Source organism: Brevundimonas sp. NPDC055311 (assembly GCF_053645695.1).
Genome location: NZ_JBSHMV010000007.1, coordinates 1 through 18,464, shown reverse-complemented (window position 1 = coordinate 18,464; position 18,464 = coordinate 1). Strand labels below are relative to the sequence as shown.

Annotated in this window: 19 protein-coding genes; 10 read left to right on the top strand and 9 right to left on the bottom strand. The window is 66.9% G+C overall.

What is annotated here, in order from left to right; genetic code table 11:
• Positions 1-38 precede the first annotated feature (38 nt).
• A complete protein-coding gene (locus ACWIDZ_RS15540) occupies positions 39-257 on the bottom strand; it encodes a hypothetical protein (protein ID WP_412877555.1) in 219 nt (72 codons plus the stop codon).
• Between the two features lie 146 nt (positions 258-403).
• Between ACWIDZ_RS15540 and ACWIDZ_RS15535 the strand changes: the two genes are divergently transcribed.
• Together ACWIDZ_RS15535 and ACWIDZ_RS15530 are read left to right on the top strand one after the other, a co-directional pair.
• Positions 404-1,189 carry a Crp/Fnr family transcriptional regulator gene (locus ACWIDZ_RS15535; protein ID WP_412877556.1) on the top strand — a complete coding sequence of 262 codons (786 nt, stop codon included), beginning with the start codon at positions 404-406 and terminating at the stop codon, positions 1,187-1,189.
• Positions 1,190-1,423: 234 nt separating this feature from the next.
• Complete coding sequence (locus tag ACWIDZ_RS15530) at positions 1,424-1,711, top strand: SemiSWEET family sugar transporter (RefSeq protein WP_412877557.1); 288 nt, start codon at positions 1,424-1,426, stop codon at positions 1,709-1,711.
• A gap of 7 nt (positions 1,712-1,718) precedes the next feature.
• On the opposite strand, the gene ACWIDZ_RS15525 is transcribed toward ACWIDZ_RS15530, so the two are convergent.
• The 6 genes from ACWIDZ_RS15525 to ACWIDZ_RS15500 form a co-directional block, all read right to left on the bottom strand.
• A complete protein-coding gene (locus ACWIDZ_RS15525) occupies positions 1,719-2,858 on the bottom strand; it encodes a hybrid sensor histidine kinase/response regulator (protein WP_453990253.1) in 1,140 nt (379 codons plus the stop codon).
• A complete protein-coding gene (locus tag ACWIDZ_RS15520; protein WP_412878189.1) occupies positions 2,855-3,430 on the bottom strand; it encodes a chemotaxis protein CheB in 576 nt (191 codons plus the stop codon). The genes ACWIDZ_RS15525 and ACWIDZ_RS15520 overlap by 4 nt, the downstream gene beginning before the upstream one ends.
• On the bottom strand, positions 3,427-4,251 hold the full coding sequence (locus tag ACWIDZ_RS15515) for a CheR family methyltransferase (RefSeq protein WP_453990255.1): 825 nt from the start codon (positions 4,249-4,251) through the stop codon (positions 3,427-3,429). The genes ACWIDZ_RS15520 and ACWIDZ_RS15515 overlap by 4 nt, the downstream gene beginning before the upstream one ends.
• A gap of 7 nt (positions 4,252-4,258) precedes the next feature.
• Positions 4,259-7,639, bottom strand: coding sequence for a response regulator (locus ACWIDZ_RS15510; protein ID WP_453990275.1), 3,381 nt, complete (start codon positions 7,637-7,639; stop codon positions 4,259-4,261).
• A 253-nt stretch (positions 7,640-7,892) separates the two neighbouring features.
• Positions 7,893-9,068 (bottom strand): zinc-dependent alcohol dehydrogenase, encoded by a 1,176-nt coding sequence (locus ACWIDZ_RS15505; protein WP_453990257.1) that lies wholly within the window; start codon positions 9,066-9,068, stop codon positions 7,893-7,895.
• A 21-nt stretch (positions 9,069-9,089) separates the two neighbouring features.
• A complete protein-coding gene (locus ACWIDZ_RS15500) occupies positions 9,090-9,659 on the bottom strand; it encodes an SRPBCC family protein (protein ID WP_269298494.1) in 570 nt (189 codons plus the stop codon).
• Between the two features lie 140 nt (positions 9,660-9,799).
• Between ACWIDZ_RS15500 and ACWIDZ_RS15495 the strand changes: the two genes are divergently transcribed.
• The 5 genes from ACWIDZ_RS15495 (at position 9,800) to ACWIDZ_RS15475 (ending at position 14,623) form a co-directional block, all read left to right on the top strand.
• Positions 9,800-10,318: a ferritin-like domain-containing protein gene (locus ACWIDZ_RS15495; protein ID WP_453990259.1), complete on the top strand. Its 519-nt coding sequence runs from the start codon at positions 9,800-9,802 to the stop codon at positions 10,316-10,318.
• 23 nt (positions 10,319-10,341) lie between these two features.
• Positions 10,342-11,253 (top strand): manganese catalase family protein, encoded by a 912-nt coding sequence (locus ACWIDZ_RS15490; protein ID WP_453990261.1) that lies wholly within the window; start codon positions 10,342-10,344, stop codon positions 11,251-11,253.
• 156 nt (positions 11,254-11,409) lie between these two features.
• Positions 11,410-12,678 (top strand): NAD(P)/FAD-dependent oxidoreductase, encoded by a 1,269-nt coding sequence (locus tag ACWIDZ_RS15485; protein WP_453990263.1) that lies wholly within the window; start codon positions 11,410-11,412, stop codon positions 12,676-12,678.
• 89 nt (positions 12,679-12,767) lie between these two features.
• On the top strand, positions 12,768-13,646 hold the full coding sequence (locus ACWIDZ_RS15480; protein ID WP_453990265.1) for an SDR family oxidoreductase: 879 nt from the start codon (positions 12,768-12,770) through the stop codon (positions 13,644-13,646).
• The gene (locus tag ACWIDZ_RS15475) at positions 13,643-14,623 is read left to right on the top strand and encodes a DMT family transporter (protein WP_453990267.1); all 981 of its coding nucleotides are present in this window, start codon (positions 13,643-13,645) and stop codon (positions 14,621-14,623) included. The genes ACWIDZ_RS15480 and ACWIDZ_RS15475 overlap by 4 nt, the downstream gene beginning before the upstream one ends.
• Here ACWIDZ_RS15475 and ACWIDZ_RS15470 read toward each other — a convergent pair.
• Together ACWIDZ_RS15470 and ACWIDZ_RS15465 are read right to left on the bottom strand one after the other, a co-directional pair.
• The gene (locus ACWIDZ_RS15470; protein ID WP_453990269.1) at positions 14,577-16,637 is read right to left on the bottom strand and encodes a glycoside hydrolase family 65 protein; all 2,061 of its coding nucleotides are present in this window, start codon (positions 16,635-16,637) and stop codon (positions 14,577-14,579) included. The two genes, ACWIDZ_RS15475 and ACWIDZ_RS15470, sit on opposite strands and share 47 nt — an antisense overlap.
• Before the next feature lie 5 nt (positions 16,638-16,642).
• Complete coding sequence (locus ACWIDZ_RS15465; RefSeq protein ID WP_338575442.1) at positions 16,643-16,861, bottom strand: hypothetical protein; 219 nt, start codon at positions 16,859-16,861, stop codon at positions 16,643-16,645.
• A 183-nt stretch (positions 16,862-17,044) separates the two neighbouring features.
• On the opposite strand from ACWIDZ_RS15465, the gene ACWIDZ_RS15460 reads away from it, so the two are divergent.
• The 3 genes from ACWIDZ_RS15460 to ACWIDZ_RS15450 form a co-directional block, all read left to right on the top strand.
• Positions 17,045-17,365, top strand: coding sequence for a general stress protein (locus tag ACWIDZ_RS15460; protein ID WP_453990271.1), 321 nt, complete (start codon positions 17,045-17,047; stop codon positions 17,363-17,365).
• Between the two features lie 150 nt (positions 17,366-17,515).
• Positions 17,516-18,253 (top strand): Crp/Fnr family transcriptional regulator, encoded by a 738-nt coding sequence (locus ACWIDZ_RS15455; protein ID WP_453990273.1) that lies wholly within the window; start codon positions 17,516-17,518, stop codon positions 18,251-18,253.
• Positions 18,254-18,303: 50 nt separating this feature from the next.
• Positions 18,304-18,464: DUF2391 family protein (locus ACWIDZ_RS15450; RefSeq protein ID WP_454071140.1), on the top strand; the 161-nt coding region annotated here is incomplete at its 3' end.

The window sequence follows — 18,464 nt, the reverse complement described above, 5'->3', positions numbered from 1 at the left end:
GCAACCGGCCGATCGCTCGAGGCCCATTTTCGGGCATCCTAATCCAGCCTCACATTGACCGCGCAGATCTGGCGGCCGTCCTTCGTCTTCACTCTCACTTCGAAGGCGACGGATTCCCGGCTCAGGATCTCGCGCTCTTTGATCAGATCGCCGGCGAAGCGAAACCCTTGACGACGCGCCTCGGCGTCCGTCGAAGCCTCGGCTTCATGGACCCGATCCGCCTCCAGACCGGCAACGAGGAAATCGTAGAGCGCCATGACAGAAACCTATACGCCCGAGCCTGAACCTAGGATGACTCTGCTGATCGGCGTCTCTCGGCCTGGCGCCAGGCGATCCGACCCATGCGAAGGGGAACCGTTAAAGCAACGCCTGGGCGTCGAGGACGTTATCGACGCCGCGTCGCATGAGCGGCGGCGATGGGAATGCGCGAAGTGTGGAGCGGGAAGGCGAAGAGGGGATGTGGTCCGGCGACGAACTCCACGATCTGATCACGATCAAGCTGACGCGGCGCAGGAGCGTGTCTCCAGCAACCCTCCGCAAGCTCAGTGAAGCGTTCAATCCTCTGGCCCTCATCCCTGCGAGCGACGACCTCATCGTCCAGGGCGTCAAAGCCTCGTCCTGCCTCCTGCTTTTGAACGGGTTTGCGGCACGCTACCGTTTGTTGCGGAATGGGCGGCGCCAATTCACCGAGATTTGTCTCCCAGGCGATTTCGTCAATCTCGGCTCTTTGTTGAAGAAGCGCCAGCCGCAGGGCGTCGTCGCCCTGACGGACTGTCGGGCGGCCTCCATTCCCCATGCTCGCCTTGATCGGTTGATCGACGCCGACGGCGACCTGGTCAGAAGCCTGTGGCTGGACACCCTGGTCGACGGCGCCGTAAGCCGCGAGTGGATTCTTGCGCTCGGCGCCCAGAGCGCAAAGGAGCGCCTGGCCTGGTTCCTGTGTGAACTCTACTGCCGACTGGAACCGGTGGGCCGCGCGGAAGACTGCTGCTTCCAGTTGCCTATGACCCAGGCGGAGATAGCGGATATCCTTGGGCTTTCAACCGTCCATGTGAACCGCGTCGTGGCGGAGCTTCGACGAGAAGGTCTCGTGGAGTGGAAGGGGGCCCTTGTCCATCTGAAGGATTGGGGCGCGCTGGCCGCCCTGGCCGAGTTCGATAAGGCCTACCTGGAGTCGCCTCCAGAGTAAGCGGGCGGTCGCGGTGGGACGGCGGCGCGAGATCGGCCGCGTCCGTCCCTGTTCCCGCTACAGGCGCAAGCGTAGATGGCTTTGATCGACCCATCGGCCCACCCCGGCGCAATCGGAAAAGGCACCGATCCATTAGGATCGTTGTCGGCGACGCTGAGGTGATCGTCACTGCATTGACCTCAGCGGCGAACATGCGCCTTGGGAACAGCGTGGCCAGCGTGACGTTGGCCCGTCATGGCTGGCGATGTTGCAACCCTTATCGGCTCGGCTGCAGCAATCTGCTCGATTACGAGCTTTGCCCCGCAGGCGTACAAGATCTGGAAGGAGCGCGACGCCTCGGCGGTGAGCCTCAAAACCTATTCCCTGACCGTCAGCTGCTTCATCCTGTGGACGATCTACGGCGTGATGACCTCGGCCTGGCCTGTGACCTTCGCCAATGCTTGCGCCCTCGTGATGGCGTCGGCGGTTCTGGTTATGAAATGGCGCTTTCGCGACGCGAGGAAGAGCGGATCGGACGCGTGAACGCCGGTCAGGCGACGACCGGAAAACGCAGTGTGAAGCAACTGCCTCGACCGGGGCCGTCGCTGGCCAGCTCTATGGCTCCGTCATGCATCTCGACCAACTGCTTTACGAGAGCCAGGCCGATGCCGAGACCTTCGCGCGAGCGATCGTCCGGCCCCTTCGACTGAGTGAACAGATCGAAGATGCGGCCCTGCATGTCATGCGGCACGCCCACGCCGTTGTCGGCGATGTCGATCCGCACCTCGTCCTGGACGACATCCGCGGAAACACGGATTTGTCCTTCGGACGGCGTGTATTTGGCGGCGTTGGTCAGCAGGTTGCTGACGACCTGCGACAGGCGGGTGAAATCGCCTTCGAGCCACAGGGGCTGGGAAGGCAGGGCGACCGTCAGGTCATGCGCGCCCGCCTCGATCTTGGGGCGGCTGGTGTCCACGGCGGACTCGATGACGCTCTGCAGACTCACACGCTCGCGCTGAAGGGAAATCTTGCCCTGGTCGATCCGGGCGACGTCGAGCAGGTCCTCGATCAGCCGCGAGAGGTGGTGGGCCTGAACCTCCATCCGCGCCTGGATGTCGGCCTTGCGGTTCTTGTCCGACTGGCGCTCCAGAAGCTGAAGACCGGCGCGGAGCGCCATGATCGGGTTGCGCAACTCATGGCCCAGCATGGCGATGAAGTCGTTCTTGCGGCGGTCGGCCGCGCGCAGGGCGTTAGCGTAGGCCTCCAGTTCATCGCGCTGGGCGAGAATCTCCATGCGCTGACGATAGAGGTCGATGAAAACGTTCGCCTTGCTGCGCAGGATGTCGGTTTCGATCGGTTTCTGGATGAAGTCGACCGCCCCGGCCTCATAGCCCCTGAACCGTCGCTGCAGGTCGGCGCTTCCCGCCGTGACGAAGATGATGGGGACGTGACGCGCGTTCACATTGCCGCGCATGAACTCAGCCAGCTGGAAACCGTCCATGCCCGGCATCTGCACGTCCACCAGGGCCAGGGCGACATCGTGGACCAGCAGCAGCTCCAGCGCCTCGTCGCCCGAGCGGGCCTTCAGGCAGACGATGTCCTCCCGCTTCAGCAGCGCCTCCAGCGCGAGCAGGTTCTCTTCAAGGTCGTCGACCAGCAGGAGGTGAATCGGCTGTTCCGGGCTGCTCATTCTGTTTCGAGACCTTTCAGATGTTCGGCGATGCCTTCGAGGGGCAGGGCGACGGCCGCCGCGCAGGCGTTGCGGGCGGCCTGGGGCATGGCCTGGGCGTAGGCGGCGGCCGGCTCCTCCACCAGGGCGGCGCCGCCCGCGGCGGCGACGGCGCTCAGCCCGGCCGCGCCGTCCTCATTGGCGCCGGTCAGGATCACCCCGGTCAGGCCGGCGCCGTAGGCGTCCGCCGCGCTTTCGAACAGCACGTCGATGGAGGGACGGGAATAGTTGACGGCTTCGTCGGAGGACAGGGCCAGATCGCCGTTGCTCTCGACCAGAAGGTGGTAGTCCGAGGGGGCGAAATAGACCACGCCGGGACGGGCGGTCTCCTTGTCCTCGGCCTCCTTGACCTCGACCCGGCATTTGGCCTCGAACAGGGGGGCCAGGACGTTGCTGCGATCGGCCGGGACGTGCAGGACGATGAAGATCGGCCAGGGGAAGTCCGCCGACAGCGTCGGGAGGAGGGCGAGCAGGGCCTGCACCCCACCGGCGGAGGCGCCGATCACCACGGCCCGGTCGGGCGACGGACTCATGGTTCGCGTTTCCTGTAGATCTTCTCCGCCGGGACGAACTCGGAGAAGGCGGCCGCATGGCGCGAGAAGCGCAGGCTTTCCTTCGACCCGATCCCCAGAAAGCCGTTGCGCGCCAGGGAGTCCTTGAACAGGCCCACGGCGCGATCCTGAAGGCCCCGGTCGAAATAGATCATGACGTTGCGGCAGGAGATGAGCTGCATCTCGGCGAAGACGGCGTCCGTGACTAGGCTGTGGTCCGAGAAGACGACATTGGCGCGCAGAGACTTGTCGAAGACCGCCCGGCCATAATCCGCCCTATAGTAGTCGGACAGGGACGAACGGCCGCCGGACTTCTGGTGATTTTCGGTGAATTTGCGGATTCGATCGAGGGGATAGATCCCCGCTTCCGCGGCGCGCAGGGCGTCGGGATTGATGTCGGTGGCGTAGAAGAGGGTGCGATCGAACAGGCCTTCCTCGCGGAACAGGATGGCCATGGAATACAGCTCCTCCCCGGCGCTGCACCCCGCGATCCACACCTTGAGCGAGGGATAGGTGCGCAGATGGGGCAGCACCTGCTCACGCAGGGCGCGAAAGTAGCCGGGATCGCGGAACATCTCGCTGACCTGAACTGTCAGGAAGGCGAGCAGACGAGGCAGCATTTCGGGATCGTGCAGGACCCGCTCCTGCAGGGCCGTCAGGCTCGGCAGGCCGAAATGGCTGCGCGCCTGAATCAGGCGGCGCTTGGTCGACGCCCGTGCGTACTGGCGGAAGTCGTAATGGTAGCGCTGGTATAGCGCCTCCAGCAGCAGACCGATCTCGATATCCTCGATCTCGTTCGTCATGGCGGACTCAGCGGGGCATCCAGACGCGGACCAGGGACAGCAGCTTGTCCACGTCCAGCGGCTTGGCCATGTAGTCGTTCGCCCCGGCCGCCATGCAGCGCTCCTGGTCGTCCGGCATGGCCTTGGCGGTCAGCATCAGCACCGGCAGAGTCGTCCAGCGCGGATCCTTTCTCATCTCACGCGTCGCCGTCAGGCCGTCCATGACCGGCATCATCACGTCCATCAGCACAAGGTCGACAGCCTTCGAAGGATCGGTCGAGGCCTGCTCCAGCGCCTCGAGCGCTTCCTTGCCGTTGCGGGCGATCTCCACCAGGGCGCCGCGCGGTTCAAGGACATTGGTCAGGGAGTAGACGTTGCGGACGTCGTCCTCGACGATCAGAATCCGGCGCCCTTCCAGCACGGCGTCGCGATTGCGCGCCTTGCGGATCATCTTCTGCTGCTCGGGCGGAAGCTCGGACACCACCTGGTGGAGGAAGAGGGAGACCTCGTCGAGCAGCCGCTCCGGCGACTTGGCGCCCTTGATGATGATGGAGCTCGAATAGCGGCGCAGCTGCTGCTCGTGATCGGGCGACAGATCGCGCCCCGTATAGACGATCACGGGCGGGAAGCCATGGCCGCCCTCGCGGCTGAGGGTCTCCAGCAGGGAGAAGCCCGACGCGTCAGGCAGGGTGAGATCCAGCACCATGCAGTCGAAGGTCTGGGTTCTGAGTTGCTCCAGGCATTCGGCGGCGGTGCCCACGCCTACGGTTTCTACGTCGCCGGAGGCCAGCAGGCGGCTCACCGCGTCGCGCTGGACCAGATCGTCCTCCACGATGAGCACGCGACGTACGGTGCGGGTCAGCGTGTCCTCGAGAGTGCGCAGAACCTCGGCGAGATCCTCGCGCTTCACCGGCTTGACCAGATAGCCGATGGCGCCCAGCGACAGGGCGGTCTGGCTGTGATCCTCGGCCGAGACGACGTGGATGGGGATGTGGCGGGTGTCATCGTCGCGCTTCAGCACGTCGAGAACGGTCAGGCCCGACTGATCGGGCAGGCCCACGTCCAGCACGACCGCGCTGGGACGATGGCGCTTGGCCAGCTTGAGAGCCTCCTGGGCCGTGCCCGCCACGATGCACTGGAAGCCCAGCTCGCGGGACAGGTCGCGGACGATGGCGGCGAAGCGGTCGTCGTCCTCGACAACCAGCAGCAGGCGGCGCGTTCCGGCCAGATGATCGCGGTCGTCCTCGACGCTCGCAGACATTGATTGACGCCGCTCGGGAGGCGGTTTCGACGGGGGGGAAACATGCGGGGCAGGGGCAGGCGTCTCGCGCGGAGCGACCTGCGCAGCGTCATAGGCGCGTGGCAGGGTCAGAGTGAAGACGCTCCCTTCGCCCACTCGGCTTTCCAGGGTGATCCGTCCGCCGAGCAGGCGCGCCAGTTCGCGCGAGATCGACAGGCCCAGGCCCGTGCCGCCGTATCTGCGGCTGATGGTTCCGTCGGCCTGCTGGAAGGCCTCGAAAATCCCCGTCTGCTGCTCGGGGGATATGCCGATGCCGGTATCCGACACGGCGAAGGCGATCCTGTCCCCGGGCTGGGCCGATATGCCCAGCTTCACACCCCCGATTTCCGTAAACTTGAAGGCGTTCGACAGCAGGTTCTTGAGAATCTGCTCCAGCCGCTGGCGATCCGTCTCCATCAGATCGGCTCCAGCGTCCAGTTCGATCTCGAAGGCCAGACCGCGATCGTCCGCCACCGGCTGGAAGAGTTGCCGGACGTCCTCCGTCAACCGTTGCATCGACACCGCCTCGGGACGCGCCTGAATGTGGCCTGCCTCGATCTTGGACAGGTCGAGGATGTCGTTGATCAAGGCCAGGAGATCATTGCCGGACGACTGAATCGTGCGGGCGTAGTTGACCTGTTCCTCCGACAGCGTTCCCTCTGGGTTGTCGGCCAGAAGTTTGGACAGGATCAGCAGGGAGTTGAGCGGGGTCCGCAGCTCATGGGACATATTGGCCAGGAAGTCGGACTTATACTGGCTGGCCTGTTCGAGTTCGCGCGCCTTCAGCGTCAGCGCCGAGGCGCCGCGCTCCAGATCGTCGCGCTGGGTTTCCAGCAACTGGGCCTGCTCCTCCAGTTGGCTGTTGGTCTGCTCCAGCTCCGCCTGCTGCTGCTCCAGTCGCGTCTGGGATTCCTTCAGCGCCCGACCCTGTTCCTCCAACTCTTCGTTGGAGACGCGCAACTCCTCGCTCTGGACCTGGAGCTCCTCGGCCTGGCGCTGGGTTTCCTCCAGCATGTTCTGCAGCTGGGCGCGGTAGCGGGCCGAGCGCAAGGCTGTGCCGATGGCGGGCCCGGTTTCTTCAAGCAGGGCCATAAGCCGTTCGTCCGGCGTGTGCAGAAAGCCGAGTTCCAGAACCGCATTGACCGCGCCGTCCGCCCGGGCGGGGGCGATCACCAGGTGCCTCGGCTTGTCGCGGCCGAGGGCCGAACCGATCGTCAGATAGCCCTCAGGCACGTCGGACAGGGTCAGAATCTGACCGTCCGCCGCCACCTGCCCGAGCAGCCCCTCGCGCGGGCCGAAGCGTTCAGCGACGGGCGCGTCCGACGGGACGCCGAGCGCGGCGATGCGTCGATAAAGGCCGCCTTCGCCTTTGAACAGGGCGGCCGCCTGGACGCCGGCGTACCGTCCCAGATAGGCGAGAATGCTGTCTCCCAGCTGTTCCAGCGACTGATCGCCCATCATGGCGACGCCGAGGCCCACCTGGCCTTCATGCAGCCATTCCTGGCGCGCGCGCGCCCTGGCGCTGCGACGGACCAGCATGAAGACCGTGATCGTCAGGACAGCACCGAGCACGCCCGAAAGCACGCCGCTGATCAGCGCCGTGCGATAGGCGGCGTTCATTTCCGTCAGTCGCTGCTGACGCACGCTCTGCTCTTCCTGACGCATGAGGGCGACCTGGGCCCGGATCGCGTCCATCTCCTGCTTGCCCTGATCCGTGGCCATCCGCGCCAGCGCGGCCTGCATGCCCTCGGTGCGGCGCGCCTGTAGGGCCGCGTCCAGCTCGGCCAGTTTGGCGTCGAGGCGAGCGCGCAGCTGATTCAGGTGACCTTGTTGGACAGGGTTGTCGCGGGTGAGCTCCGCGATATCGCCCAGCCGTCGGTTGAGATCCCGGGTCGCCGTCTCGTAGGGCTGCAGATAGGAGACGTTGCCCGTCAGCAGATAGCCGCGCTGGCCCGTCTCGGCGTCCTGAGCGGCGGACAACAGTTCATCAACCGCGACGATCACCTCGTGCGTATGGATGATCTGCTGGTTGTTGGCGCGCAGAACTTCGACATTCCTCCAGGCGACAAGCCCGGTGGCGAGGAAGAAGGAAAGAACCAGGGCCAACCCCAGAACCGCCCAGGCCTCCATCTTCGAGCCCGCAGACGGACGACGTGACGATTTCATCAAGTTGTGAACCCTGGACGAGGAGCGAGAGCGCCCTGCCTAAGGACGCGTGCAGACCTTGCAATAACCTATGCTGGATTCGCCGCACAGACTTGCTGATGAACGATGCGGCTGATCGCCCCGTGGCCCCGCTGCGGCTCTCACGAGAAAGGCGCGGCCAGCTCCAGAATCTGACGAAGCGGCGGAAAAGCCCGGCGTCGCAGCGCCTGCTGCAGCTTCATTCCGGATGAAGCACCACCTTCGTCCATTCGTTCTGGTTCTCTTTGAAGTTGCGGTAGGCCTCGGGGGCCTGCTCGAGCGGCAGGCGGTGGCTGATCAGATCAGTGGTGTCGATGCGGCCGTCCAGGATCATCTCGAGCAGGGCGGGGAGGTAGCGCTGCACATGTGTCTGGCCGGTTTTGAGGGTCAGGCCTTTCTGCATGAAGGCGCCGACCGGCACCTTGTCCGCGAAGCCGCCGTAGACGCCGGGCACCGACACCGTGCCGCCCTTGCGCACCGCCATGATGGTTTCGCGCAACACGTGGGCGCGGTCTGTCCCCATGCGGGTCGAGGTCTTTACGGCGTCGACGATGTTGTCGGGCGAGAAGCCGTGGCTTTCCATTCCCACGGCGTCGATGCAGCTGTCGGGCCCGAGGCCCGCCGTCATTTCCTGGAGCGCCTCGCGGACCCTGACCTCGTGGTAGTTGAGGACCTCGGCGCCGTTGGCCCTGGCCAGGGCCAGGCGGTTGGGATGGTGATCGATGGCGATGACGCGGCCCGCGCCCTGAAGGAAGGCGCATTTGATCGCGAACAGACCCACCGGCCCGCAGCCCCAGACGGCGACGGTGTCGCCGCGCTCGATCTGGCAGTTCTCGGCGGCCATCCAGCCCGTGGGGAAGATGTCGGACAGAAAGAGCACCTTCTCGTCCTCGACGCCGTCCGGGATCTTGATCGGCCCGTAGTCGGAATAGGGCACCCGCGCGTACTCGGCCTGTCCTCCGGCGTAGCCGCCGGTCAGGTGCGAATAGCCGAAGGCGCCGGTCATCACCTGGCCGAAGGCGATCTCCGATGCGTCGGCCTTATCCGCCGGATTGGAATTGTCGCAGGCGGCGGGAAGGGACTTCTGGCAGAAGAAACATTGGCCGCAGGCGATGACGAAGGGCACCACGACCCGGTCCCCCTTCTTCAGGCTGGTGTTTCCGCGCCCGACGTCCACGACTTCGCCCATGAATTCATGGCCGAGGATGTCGCCGTTCGACATTCCGGGGATGTAGCTGTCGTACAGATGCAGATCCGAGCCGCAGATGGCCGTGGCCGTAATCCTGATGACGGCGTCGCGAGGGTTGATGATCTCCGGGTCGGGAACCGTGTCCATCTGGACGTTATGCTTGCCGTGCCAGGTGAGGGCGCGCATGGGCGATCCTTTCTGCTGCGATCAGAGGCGGCGGGAGCCGCGCGGCGCTGCATCCGGCGCCCTTGAGGTCGAAATCTCGCCCGTCTCCATGAGCTGCTTGAAGCGCCGCAGTTCGCGCCGCGCCTGCAGGCGCGGCTCGCGCTGCATGACCTTGGCGATCGCCTTGCCCACGACCCCGCCGGGCGGATCGTAGCTGATGAAGAGCCGGACCTCCGTGCCGCGCCCGAAAGGATGGTCCCGGAACTCGATCCAACCCTCATGGTCGACGTCGGAGCCCTGGGTCGAGGTCCAGGCGATGCGACGGTCCGCCAGGTCCTCTGTGACCACGGAGGTCAGCGCGACGTCCTTTCCGCCCGGTCCTTCGACGACCCATCGGGAATGCGTCGCGTCCAGAACTTCGACAGACTTCACCGTCTCCGAGAAGACGGGCAGGTTCAAAAGATCGCGCCAATAGTTGTAGAGGGCCGATCGGGGCCGTCGGATCAGCATGGCGCGCAAGCTGTCGGCCGCGTGGCGCCCTTCGTGAAGGTCGCTGTCGCGGAAGGCCGAGGAATCCACATCGGCGTCAGTCGAAATCGGACGATCGGTCATGTCTGGCTCCGGTGCGTGAAGAGCCAATGGACCGACAGCGGGTTCGTTGCGGAGATCGATGAAGTGACGGGTATCCGACAGCCGGACCCCTCATCCGCTCCGCCGGTTTGCCAGAGACCCGCAAACCGAAGGAGATCGACATGATCAACAACGACGACGTCTGGCGCGACGTGTTCGTGACTGGCCTGAAGAACGCCCATGCCGTGGAGCGTCAGGCCCTGGCCCTGATGGATCGGCAGATCGACCGCGCCAGAAATTTCATGGAGGTGGCGGAGAAGCTGAAGGCGCACCGGCTTGAAACCGAGCAGCAGATTTCACGGCTTGAGCAGATTCTCTCGGGCCTTGACGAGAGTCCGTCAGGTCTGAAGGACGCCGCGATGTCCATGAGCGGCAACATGGCAGCCCTGGGCCACACCTTCGCCGAGGACGAAATTCTCAAGAACGCCTTCGCCAACTTCGCCTTCGAGAACTATGAGGTCGCGGCCTACAAGGGACTGATCGTCCTGGCCGAGCACGGCGGCTACTCTGTCGCGTTGGATCCGCTGAACGCCTCGCTGGATGAAGAAGCGCGCATGGCGGCCTGGGTGGACCAGAGCCTGCCGGCCCTCACCGAGAAATTCCTGATGCTGAAGCGCGCGGGCGAGAACCCCAGCCGCTGATCGCTGTCGCAAGGAGACGCGAGATGTTCATGCACAACAAGAAGCTGATGTACACGGTGCGGGTTTCAGAACCCAATCCGGCCCTGGCGACCCTGATGCTGGAGCAGTTCGGCGGGCCGCAGGGCGAACTGGCGGCGGCGATGCGCTACTTTACGCAGGGTCTGGCGGACGAGGACGTCGCCCGCCGCGACATGCTGATGGACATCGCGACCGAGGAGCTCAGCCACCTCGAGATCATCGGTTCGATCGTCGCCATGCTGAACCGCGGCGCCAAGGGGCGCCTGGCCGAGGCGGCGGAGGAGGAGGCCGACCTCTACGCCAGCATGACCTCGGGGGGCGAAAGCCACACCACGTCCATCCTCTATGGAGGCGGCGCGGCCCTGATCAATTCGGCGGGCGTGCCCTGGACGGCGGCCTATGTGGACTCGATCGGGGATCCGGCCTGCGACCTACGCTCCAACATCGCGGCGGAGTCGCGGGCCAAGATCGTCTATGAGCGACTGATCAACGTCACCGACGACCCGGGAATCAAGGACGCCCTGACCTTTCTGATGACGCGTGAGGTCGCCCACCAGAAGTCGTTCGAGAAGGCCCTCTACGCCATCCCCGCCAACTTCCCGCCGGGCAAGCTGCCGGGCCATCCGGACTTCGCGGACAAATACTACAACATGTCCCAGGGCGAGGGCGACGCATCCGGACCGTGGAACACGGGCGAGCAGTGGGACACCGTCGACGAGCGCGAAGCTCAAATGGCTGTCGACGGCGGGGACGGCCGCGCCGAGGTGGCGCTTTCGGCCGACGAAGAAAAGGCGGTGGAGACATTCGCCGGTCGCACGCGTTCCGATCCCGAATCCGATCCGTTGACCGGCGCGGACCTCGGGGCCGGCCCAGGCGCGGGGCGAACTCGGCCGGTCCCATCCGTTCCGCCGGGCTAGGGAGCGGTCGTTTCACATCAAGAAGGGGAGGCGGGGGTTGCGGACGGACGATGCGAAACATCGTCGCATTCGCGGAGCGGCCGGCGCGTCAGGCGTCGGCCGTATCCATATCCGCATTGAGGCTCGGGTTCGGCCTTTGCCACGCGAGGAGAAAACATGCGCCACGAAATCATCATCGTCGGCGGAGGCGCGGGCGGCCTGGAGCTCGCCGCCCGGCTGGGGCGCGCGTTGGGCCGCAATGAAGGTCCGCGACGCGTGCTGCTGATCGACCGGACCATCTTTCACCTGTGGAAGCCCTCCCTGCACGAGGTCGCGGCCGGCTCGCTGGATTCGCATCAGGAAGGCCTGGCGTATCCGCTGCTGGCCCGGCGCAATCACTTCAGTTTCGCCTTCGGAGACCTGGAGGGACTGAACGCCGCTGAAAAGAGGCTGAGTCTGGCCGAAGTGCGGGACGACGACGGCGGGGTTCTGATTCCGCCGCGAACGCTGGCCTATGACCGGTTGGTGCTGGCGATGGGCAGCGGCTCCAATCTGTTCAATACGCCGGGGGCCGCCGAGCACGCCCACCTGCTGGAGGACGTGGCGGACGCCGAAGCCTTCAACCGGCGCCTGACCGGCGCCTTCCTGGCCTCGGCCTATGCGCCCGGCCAAAGGCTGGACATCGCCATCGTCGGAGCGGGCGCCACGGGGGTCGAGCTGTCGACCGAGTTGATCGAAGGCCACCGGGCCCTTTCAGCCGGTCTGGGGGCCCATCAGAAGTTCGATCTGGGGGTGACAGTGGTCGAGGCGGGGCCGCGCATCCTCGGCGGTCTGCCCGAAACCGTGGCCGCCAAGGCGGCGCAGGAACTGGAGCGCCGGGGCGTGACCCTCGCCGTGGACGCCAGGGTTGAGCAGGTTGCGGCGGACGGACTGCAGACCAGCCGGGGCTGGATTCGATCGGACCTGACCGTATGGGCGGCGGGCGTTCTGGCGTCGCCCCGCAATCGCGATTTCGGACTTGAGACCGGGCGTCTCAATCAGTTCGTGACGGATGATCGCCTCAGGACGTCCGCCCCGGACGTCTACGCCATGGGAGACTGCGCCCAGATTCCGCATGACGCCGGCTTCGTCCCGGCACGCGCTCAGGCGGCGGCCCAGCAGGCCAGGTATCTGGCTCGCGCCCTGCTCAAGGCGGGCGATCCGGGCCCCTACGTCTATCGCGACCGCGGCTCCCTGGTGTCCCTGGGCCGCGAAGGCGGCGTGGGGTCGCTGATGGGCGGTCTGGTCGGGCCGAACTTCCTGATCGAGGGCTGGCTGGCGCGGCAGGCCTATATGAGCCTTCACCTTGACCACTATCGTGCGGTGATCGGCTTGCGGCGCACAGCGCTTCTGGCCCTGTCCCGCCTGCTGATGCGCCGCGTGTCCGGGCGGCTCAAGCTGCACTGAGGGAGCCCGGATGAAAGTCTGAATCCGGACGCTCCGGAACGGCGTCCGGGGACGGCGATTGCAGGGAGGCGGTAAGGGAGGCCGCCTCCATGAACCCTCACGATCCGACGCCCGCCCCGCCTCCCGGCGCGCCGCCGCGATTCCAGGGCCGGGTCGCAGTGGTCACCGGGGGCGCGCGCGGCATAGGACGCGCCATCGCCCTGGCTCTGGCGCGCGAGGGCTGCGATCTCGTCATCGGCGATGTTCTGGAAGGCCTGCCCGACGGAACTCCCTATCCCAAGGCGACCCAGGCGGACCTGGACCAGACGGTCGCGGCGGCCGGCGCCAGCGGCGTGCGCTGCATCGGCCTGCGCATGGATGTGCGCGAGGCGAGCGAAGGCGAGGCTCTGATCGAAGCGGCGCGAGCCTCTTTCGGACGGCTGGATTTCCTGATCGCGAACGCGGCCGTGACCCTGGAAGGACGGCTGACGGACCTGGCGGCCGATCAGTTCGACGCCGTGGTGCGGACCAATCTGCACGGCGTCTTCAACGTCATGGCGCCGGCCCTGCGCCTGATGACGGAAGCCGGGCGCGGCCGCGTCGTCGCCATCGACAGCGGGGCGGGCAAGCATGCTGAGGCGGAGGCAGGCGCCTACGTCGCCTCGAAATTCGGCCTGATCGGCCTGTGCAAGACGGCGGCGCTGGAGGTCGCCGAACACGGCGTGACGGTCAATGCGGTCCTGCCGGGGCCGACGGATACCCCCATGATGTCGAGCCCGCAGCGATTTCGTCAGGCGGTTCCCGATAAGCCCGACCCGACCCGCGACGACTATCTGGAGGCCCGCAAGGACGCCACCCCCATGGGCCTGGCCTGGATCAAGCCCGAGGACGTGGCCGCCGTCGTCCTGTTCCTGCTCAGTGATGAGGCGCGTTTCGTCAGCGGCGAAACCATCAGCGTCGACGCCGCCGACTGCGCCAACTGGACATGAGCGGCCGTCCCGTCGCCGCCTGGCCTGGACCCGACGGCGAGGCCCCGCCGGTTCTCGTCGGCGTGACTCCGGCCGCCGCGTCGGGCCTGACCATACTGATGGTGGTCGGGGCCGTCGGGCTTTTCGCCCTGGCGGACGTTTTCGCCAAGCTGCTGACCCACGACACGCCGCCGGCCCAGGTCGTCTGGGTGCGCTATGTCGCCATGCTGGTCCTGGGACTGGTCGTCGCCGCAGATCGCGGCCGGGCGGCGTGGCGCGTACGGCGGCCGCTCTTGCAGGGACTGCGTGGTCTGGCGGTGCTGGCGTCCGGCGGACTGTTCATCCTGGGGCTCGGCCATTTGCCGCTGCCGGAGGCGACGGCGGTCTCCTTCGTGACTCCGACCTTCGCCACGCTGATGGCCATTCTCCTCCTTCGCGAAGCCGTGGCGAGGCGGCGCTGGACGGCGCTGCTGGTCGGTCTGGTCGGGATTCTGATTCTGTTGCGGCCCGGCGGCGCGCTGTTCAGCCCGGCGGCGCTTTTCCCGCTCGGATCCGCCTTCTTCGGCGCCACCGCCATTATCCTGACGCGTCGCATCGGCGGCGACGACGCGCCGGCTGCGACCCTGCTCTGTTCCGCTCTCGTCGGCTTTGTCCTGCTCAGCGCGACGGCGCCGCTGTGGTTTGCGCCGATGGCCCCGGTCGCCCTGGCGGCGGCTGCCGCCATGGGCTTGTGCTACGCCGTCGGCCAACTGCTGTTGATCGCCGCCTATGGGCGCGGCGAGGCGTCTCTGCTGGCGCCCTTCTCCTACGCCCAGGTGATCTTCGCCGCCTTGCTGGGCGGGCTCGTCTTCGGCTGGACGCCGGACGGACCGGCGGCCCTGGGCATGGGGCTGGTCGTGTCGAGCGGGGTCTACATCCTGCATCGCGAAGGGGTGCTGGCCCGGCTTCGCTTCAAAGGAATGTCAGTTTGGCGCGCTCGGCGCCGTGCCGCGCAGTAAGGCGTGCGGGGCGCCCGCGGACCCACAGCCGTTCGATCCTGATCTCCCTCCAGCCTTCCGGGAGAACCACGGGGCGCCGCGCCCAAGCTTCGGGCGGCCCGTCGTCAATCTGAAGGCCCGTCAGCCCATAGGTCAGGCCCATCAGCAGCCCGCCCAGATTGGCGAAGAAAGGGCCGGCCGCGGTGCCTTCGGCCTGATCCAGCCGGTACTCGAGACATTGGTGGAAACGGGGCTGATCGTAGGCGGCGTAGCCTTCCTCGAACAGCTTGAGCGCCAGCTTCCGGTCGCCCGCCATCGTCGCCCAGACGCAGTAGAGGGCCGGCAGCATGGGCGCGCCCACATAATCGGGCCAGAGCTTCAGGTAGAAATCCAGCGTCCTGCGTCTCTGGGCGGCGGAGGCGGGATAGTCATAGGGAAACAGACCCGCCAGCGGCGAAGGCGTCGCCCCCTTGGGTTCGCGAACGGTGAAGTCGTCGTGCGCGGCGATTACCCCGTCCGATCGGACGGGCAGATAGAGGTTCGCCGCCACCTCGCGCCATGCGGCCGGGGCCGGCTCGCCCAGGCGCTCGGCGGCGCGCCCCGCGCGTCGAAGGATGTCCGCCCCGGCCATCAGGGTGAAGGCGTCGTTGTCGGGCGGTTGCGGCACCTCGGCCGGTCCCATGGCGCACGGCAGTTCAAACCCGCGGGGCGTCCGCTGAACCCGGCTGACGAACCAGTCGGCCACCCCGCTCAACACCGGCCAGGCGTCCTCTCTCAGGAAGCGCTCGTCCCCGGTCGCGTCGGCGTATAGCGAAAAGCCCCGCGCCACGTGAAGGGAGACATGATCCTCATGCTGGGCGGCGTCGCCAGCGCCCGGCGCGGCTTCCTGCCCGGTCGTCGGCGCGGCCTGCCAGGGGAACTGCAGGCCCTGGCGGGCGGACAGGCGGGCGTTGGTCCCCGCCGCCGCCCGGCCCCGCGTGCGAAAGGCCAGCAGCGCCTGCGCCGCGTCGGGCTGCATCAGCAGGAGAGGCGGCAGGCAGAAGGCGTCCACGTCCCACATCACATGGCCGTAGTAGTAGTGATAGTCGTGCCAGGTCGCGAGGCCGAAGATGGAGGTCGACGACGGCGAGGCCGGGTGCGCCGAGGCGTTGAGATAGTAGAAGGCGGCATCGATCAGCGCCTGATGGTCCGGGGCGGCGCCGTCCACGACGATGCGGCCGCGCCACAGATCCGACCACGCCTCGCGATTGCAGCGTCGCAGGTCATCGAAGCCCGTGCGCCCGGCCCGCGCAACGCGCCGCACGGCTTCCTCGTCAGGCCGTTCATGCTGGACCGACGGGATAAGGGCGGCGAGCTGACGGAAACGTACGGGACGCCCCGCTGACAGACGCAACTGATGTTCGGTGCACAGCGGCCCTTGCGGATGCGCCATCACCTGACGTCGGGCGCCGTCCGGGCCTTCGGTCAGCAGGGCGACGCCGCAGCGACCCAGGCCGCCTTCGGTCTCCCACAACAGGCTGCCGTCGCACGCGGGCTCGGGCTCGCCGGGCGTGTCCGTGCGGCGCCGAAGCATCCGCCCATGCACCCCGTCGATATCGACCAGGGCGCGGAAGGTCAGGTCGCAGGCGGCGTCGGCGGTCAGCCGGACTTTCTGGGCCACGATGGCGGGCGCGGCCCGGCTGGCGAAGGTCAGCACTTCGACCGAGAGCGTCCGTCCTGCGGCGGTGAAGCGGAACTGGGAGGACAGCTCCCCGAAGGCGAAATCATAGCTCTGGCGCAGGTCGCTGATCGCCCAGGGCTGGTCGCTCATCCAGACGCCGTTCAACGCCAGATCGCCCGCAAGGGGATAGGGCGCGGCGGCGGCGGCCTCGATCTGGCGTTCCGGATGTTCGCCCGCCAGGCCGCTGACCAGCACCATGCCGGCGATCAGGGGAACCTCCCGCACGCGAAGGCCGATCAGGCCGTTGCTGACATAGGCGGGGAGGTCGCCGTTGCGCGGACCTCCGGCCACGGGCGGGATGACGACGTCAGGCACGGCGCTCAGGCGCCGCCGTGCGGCTTCGCGCCGGAAGGGCGTGCGGTCGGCGTCTTCTTGAAGGTGTCGCCGATCTCGCGCGCGTCAGGGCCGTCCGGACCCGCGCGACGGCGGGATTCGCGTCCGACCCGACGCACGACCTCATCCGGCGTGTCGGCGTCGGGCTTGCCGCCAGGGATGGCTGCGTTTCGCTCTCGACCCTCGGACTGCTTCTGTTGGCCCATCGGACTCTCCCGTCATGGCTTTGCACTGAGGAGAGGACGGGGCCTGAAATTGTTCCCGTCGGCGACGGGGCGAGCGCCTTCTGTCGGGTGACGGTCAATGGCAGGCGAAGGGTGAACCCTGCGAAGGAGGGCGGGTTGGAAGGGAGCCCCTCGGAGCGATCAGTGAAAACAAGGGAGTGAACAATGGCTGAGAACCAGCAACAGGGTCAGCAACAGCAAGGCTCGTCGTCGTCCAATCGCGGCTTCGCCGCCATGGACGAGGACAAACAGCGCGAGATCGCCAGCAAGGGCGGGTCCAGCGTCGATCCGGAAGACCGCAGCTTCTCCAAGGACCATGAACTGGCGGCGGATGCGGGTCGGAAGGGCGGGCAGGCTTCGCATGGAGGGGGAGGAGCCTCCGCCTCGCGTCGGGACGATGACAGCGACGGTTCGGGGCGCGGCGGCAATTTCGCCGACGATCCCGAACGCGCTGCGGAGGCCGGACGAAAGGGCGGGGAACGCTGATCCCTTTTGCCCGGGTGTAAAGGAGGCCGCGGCAGCGGCCTCCTTTTTCGCGTCGGGAGGAACCGTCCCGGATGCAGGGGCTTACCATTGATTGAACGAAATCGTTCGGCGCCGCTTGGACCAAGAGCCAAGGGCCTTCTGGATCAAATCATGACTGGATTTCACGCCGATGTCGGGGGCGGGCGTTCGTCCGCGCGCGGCAGGACGAGGCTGGAGGACCATCCCGTCTACGTGGTCCTGCCGCCGAAGGTTCAGGCTGTCCTGACAGAAACCGCGCGGCGCCTTCCGCTGGGTGCGGGAGAGTCTCCTCCAGGCGACGCCCTCTATTTCGTCCTGAACGGCGCCCTGGGCTTCTTTCCGTCCGGGCGGCGAATTTGCGTGGGCGTGATCCCTCCCGGCGGCGTTCTGGGCTGGGAGGCCGCCATCGGCGCGACCCTCCAGGCTCATGAGACGCGAGCCGTCCTGCCGACCGAGGGCTATGTCGCGCCGTTGAAGCCAGTCCACGCCGTGTTGAGGGACGCCTGGATTCACCAGTTTCTCGCCGCCTATGCCGCGTCGCGCGCGCGCGCGCTCGGCGTCGAGGCCGCCTGCAACGCCCGGCATACGGCCCTCCAGCGCCTGGCGAAATGGATCGCGCGTCTTAACAACGCCGCCGGGGAGGAGAGGGGAATTTCAATCACCCAGGGCGAACTGGGGAGCCTGCTCGGCCTGCAGCGCACCAGCGTCAACGCAGCGTGCCGCCATCTGCAGGACCGGGGCGCCGTCCGGATTCGTCGCGCGCGACTGGTTGTCGTCGATCAGGACGCGCTTTCGGAAGCGGCCTGCGATTGCGACGCCCGCTTGGCGGACGGCCCTGCGGAACGGCGCCTCCGCAACCGGTTGAACTAAGGGGCACAGCCCTTGCGGGAGCCGAAACCGGACGGCGGCGTTGCTTGGGAATGACTTCGATGCAGGACGCCGCGCGGGCGGACGACAGCCCCTACATCCGCGATCTGGGCCGAGCCTTCGGCGGCGCGCTGCTGTTCAGCCTGCCCCTGCTGATGACGATGGAGATGTGGGCGCTCGGCTTCGCTGCGGAGCCGGAGCGGCGTCTCGTCTT

Bases quoted from the DNA above. Each gene is read 5' to 3' on its own strand.
- ACWIDZ_RS15540 (WP_412877555.1), bottom strand. From the start codon at position 257: ATGGCGCTCTACGATTTCCTCGTTGCCGGTCTGGAGGCGGATCGGGTC.
- ACWIDZ_RS15535 (WP_412877556.1), top strand. From the start codon at position 404: ATGAGCGGCGGCGATGGGAATGCGCGAAGTGTGGAGCGGGAAGGCGAA.
- ACWIDZ_RS15530 (WP_412877557.1), top strand. From the start codon at position 1,424: ATGGCTGGCGATGTTGCAACCCTTATCGGCTCGGCTGCAGCAATCTGC.
- ACWIDZ_RS15525 (WP_453990253.1), bottom strand. From the start codon at position 2,858: ATGAGCAGCCCGGAACAGCCGATTCACCTCCTGCTGGTCGACGACCTT.
- ACWIDZ_RS15520 (WP_412878189.1), bottom strand. From the start codon at position 3,430: ATGAGTCCGTCGCCCGACCGGGCCGTGGTGATCGGCGCCTCCGCCGGT.
- ACWIDZ_RS15515 (WP_453990255.1), bottom strand. From the start codon at position 4,251: ATGACGAACGAGATCGAGGATATCGAGATCGGTCTGCTGCTGGAGGCG.
- ACWIDZ_RS15510 (WP_453990275.1), bottom strand. From the start codon at position 7,639: ATGGAGGCCTGGGCGGTTCTGGGGTTGGCCCTGGTTCTTTCCTTCTTC.
- ACWIDZ_RS15505 (WP_453990257.1), bottom strand. From the start codon at position 9,068: ATGCGCGCCCTCACCTGGCACGGCAAGCATAACGTCCAGATGGACACG.
- ACWIDZ_RS15500 (WP_269298494.1), bottom strand. From the start codon at position 9,659: ATGACCGATCGTCCGATTTCGACTGACGCCGATGTGGATTCCTCGGCC.
- ACWIDZ_RS15495 (WP_453990259.1), top strand. From the start codon at position 9,800: ATGATCAACAACGACGACGTCTGGCGCGACGTGTTCGTGACTGGCCTG.
- ACWIDZ_RS15490 (WP_453990261.1), top strand. From the start codon at position 10,342: ATGTTCATGCACAACAAGAAGCTGATGTACACGGTGCGGGTTTCAGAA.
- ACWIDZ_RS15485 (WP_453990263.1), top strand. From the start codon at position 11,410: ATGCGCCACGAAATCATCATCGTCGGCGGAGGCGCGGGCGGCCTGGAG.
- ACWIDZ_RS15480 (WP_453990265.1), top strand. From the start codon at position 12,768: ATGAACCCTCACGATCCGACGCCCGCCCCGCCTCCCGGCGCGCCGCCG.
- ACWIDZ_RS15475 (WP_453990267.1), top strand. From the start codon at position 13,643: ATGAGCGGCCGTCCCGTCGCCGCCTGGCCTGGACCCGACGGCGAGGCC.
- ACWIDZ_RS15465 (WP_338575442.1), bottom strand. From the start codon at position 16,861: ATGGGCCAACAGAAGCAGTCCGAGGGTCGAGAGCGAAACGCAGCCATC.
- ACWIDZ_RS15460 (WP_453990271.1), top strand. From the start codon at position 17,045: ATGGCTGAGAACCAGCAACAGGGTCAGCAACAGCAAGGCTCGTCGTCG.
- ACWIDZ_RS15455 (WP_453990273.1), top strand. From the start codon at position 17,516: ATGACTGGATTTCACGCCGATGTCGGGGGCGGGCGTTCGTCCGCGCGC.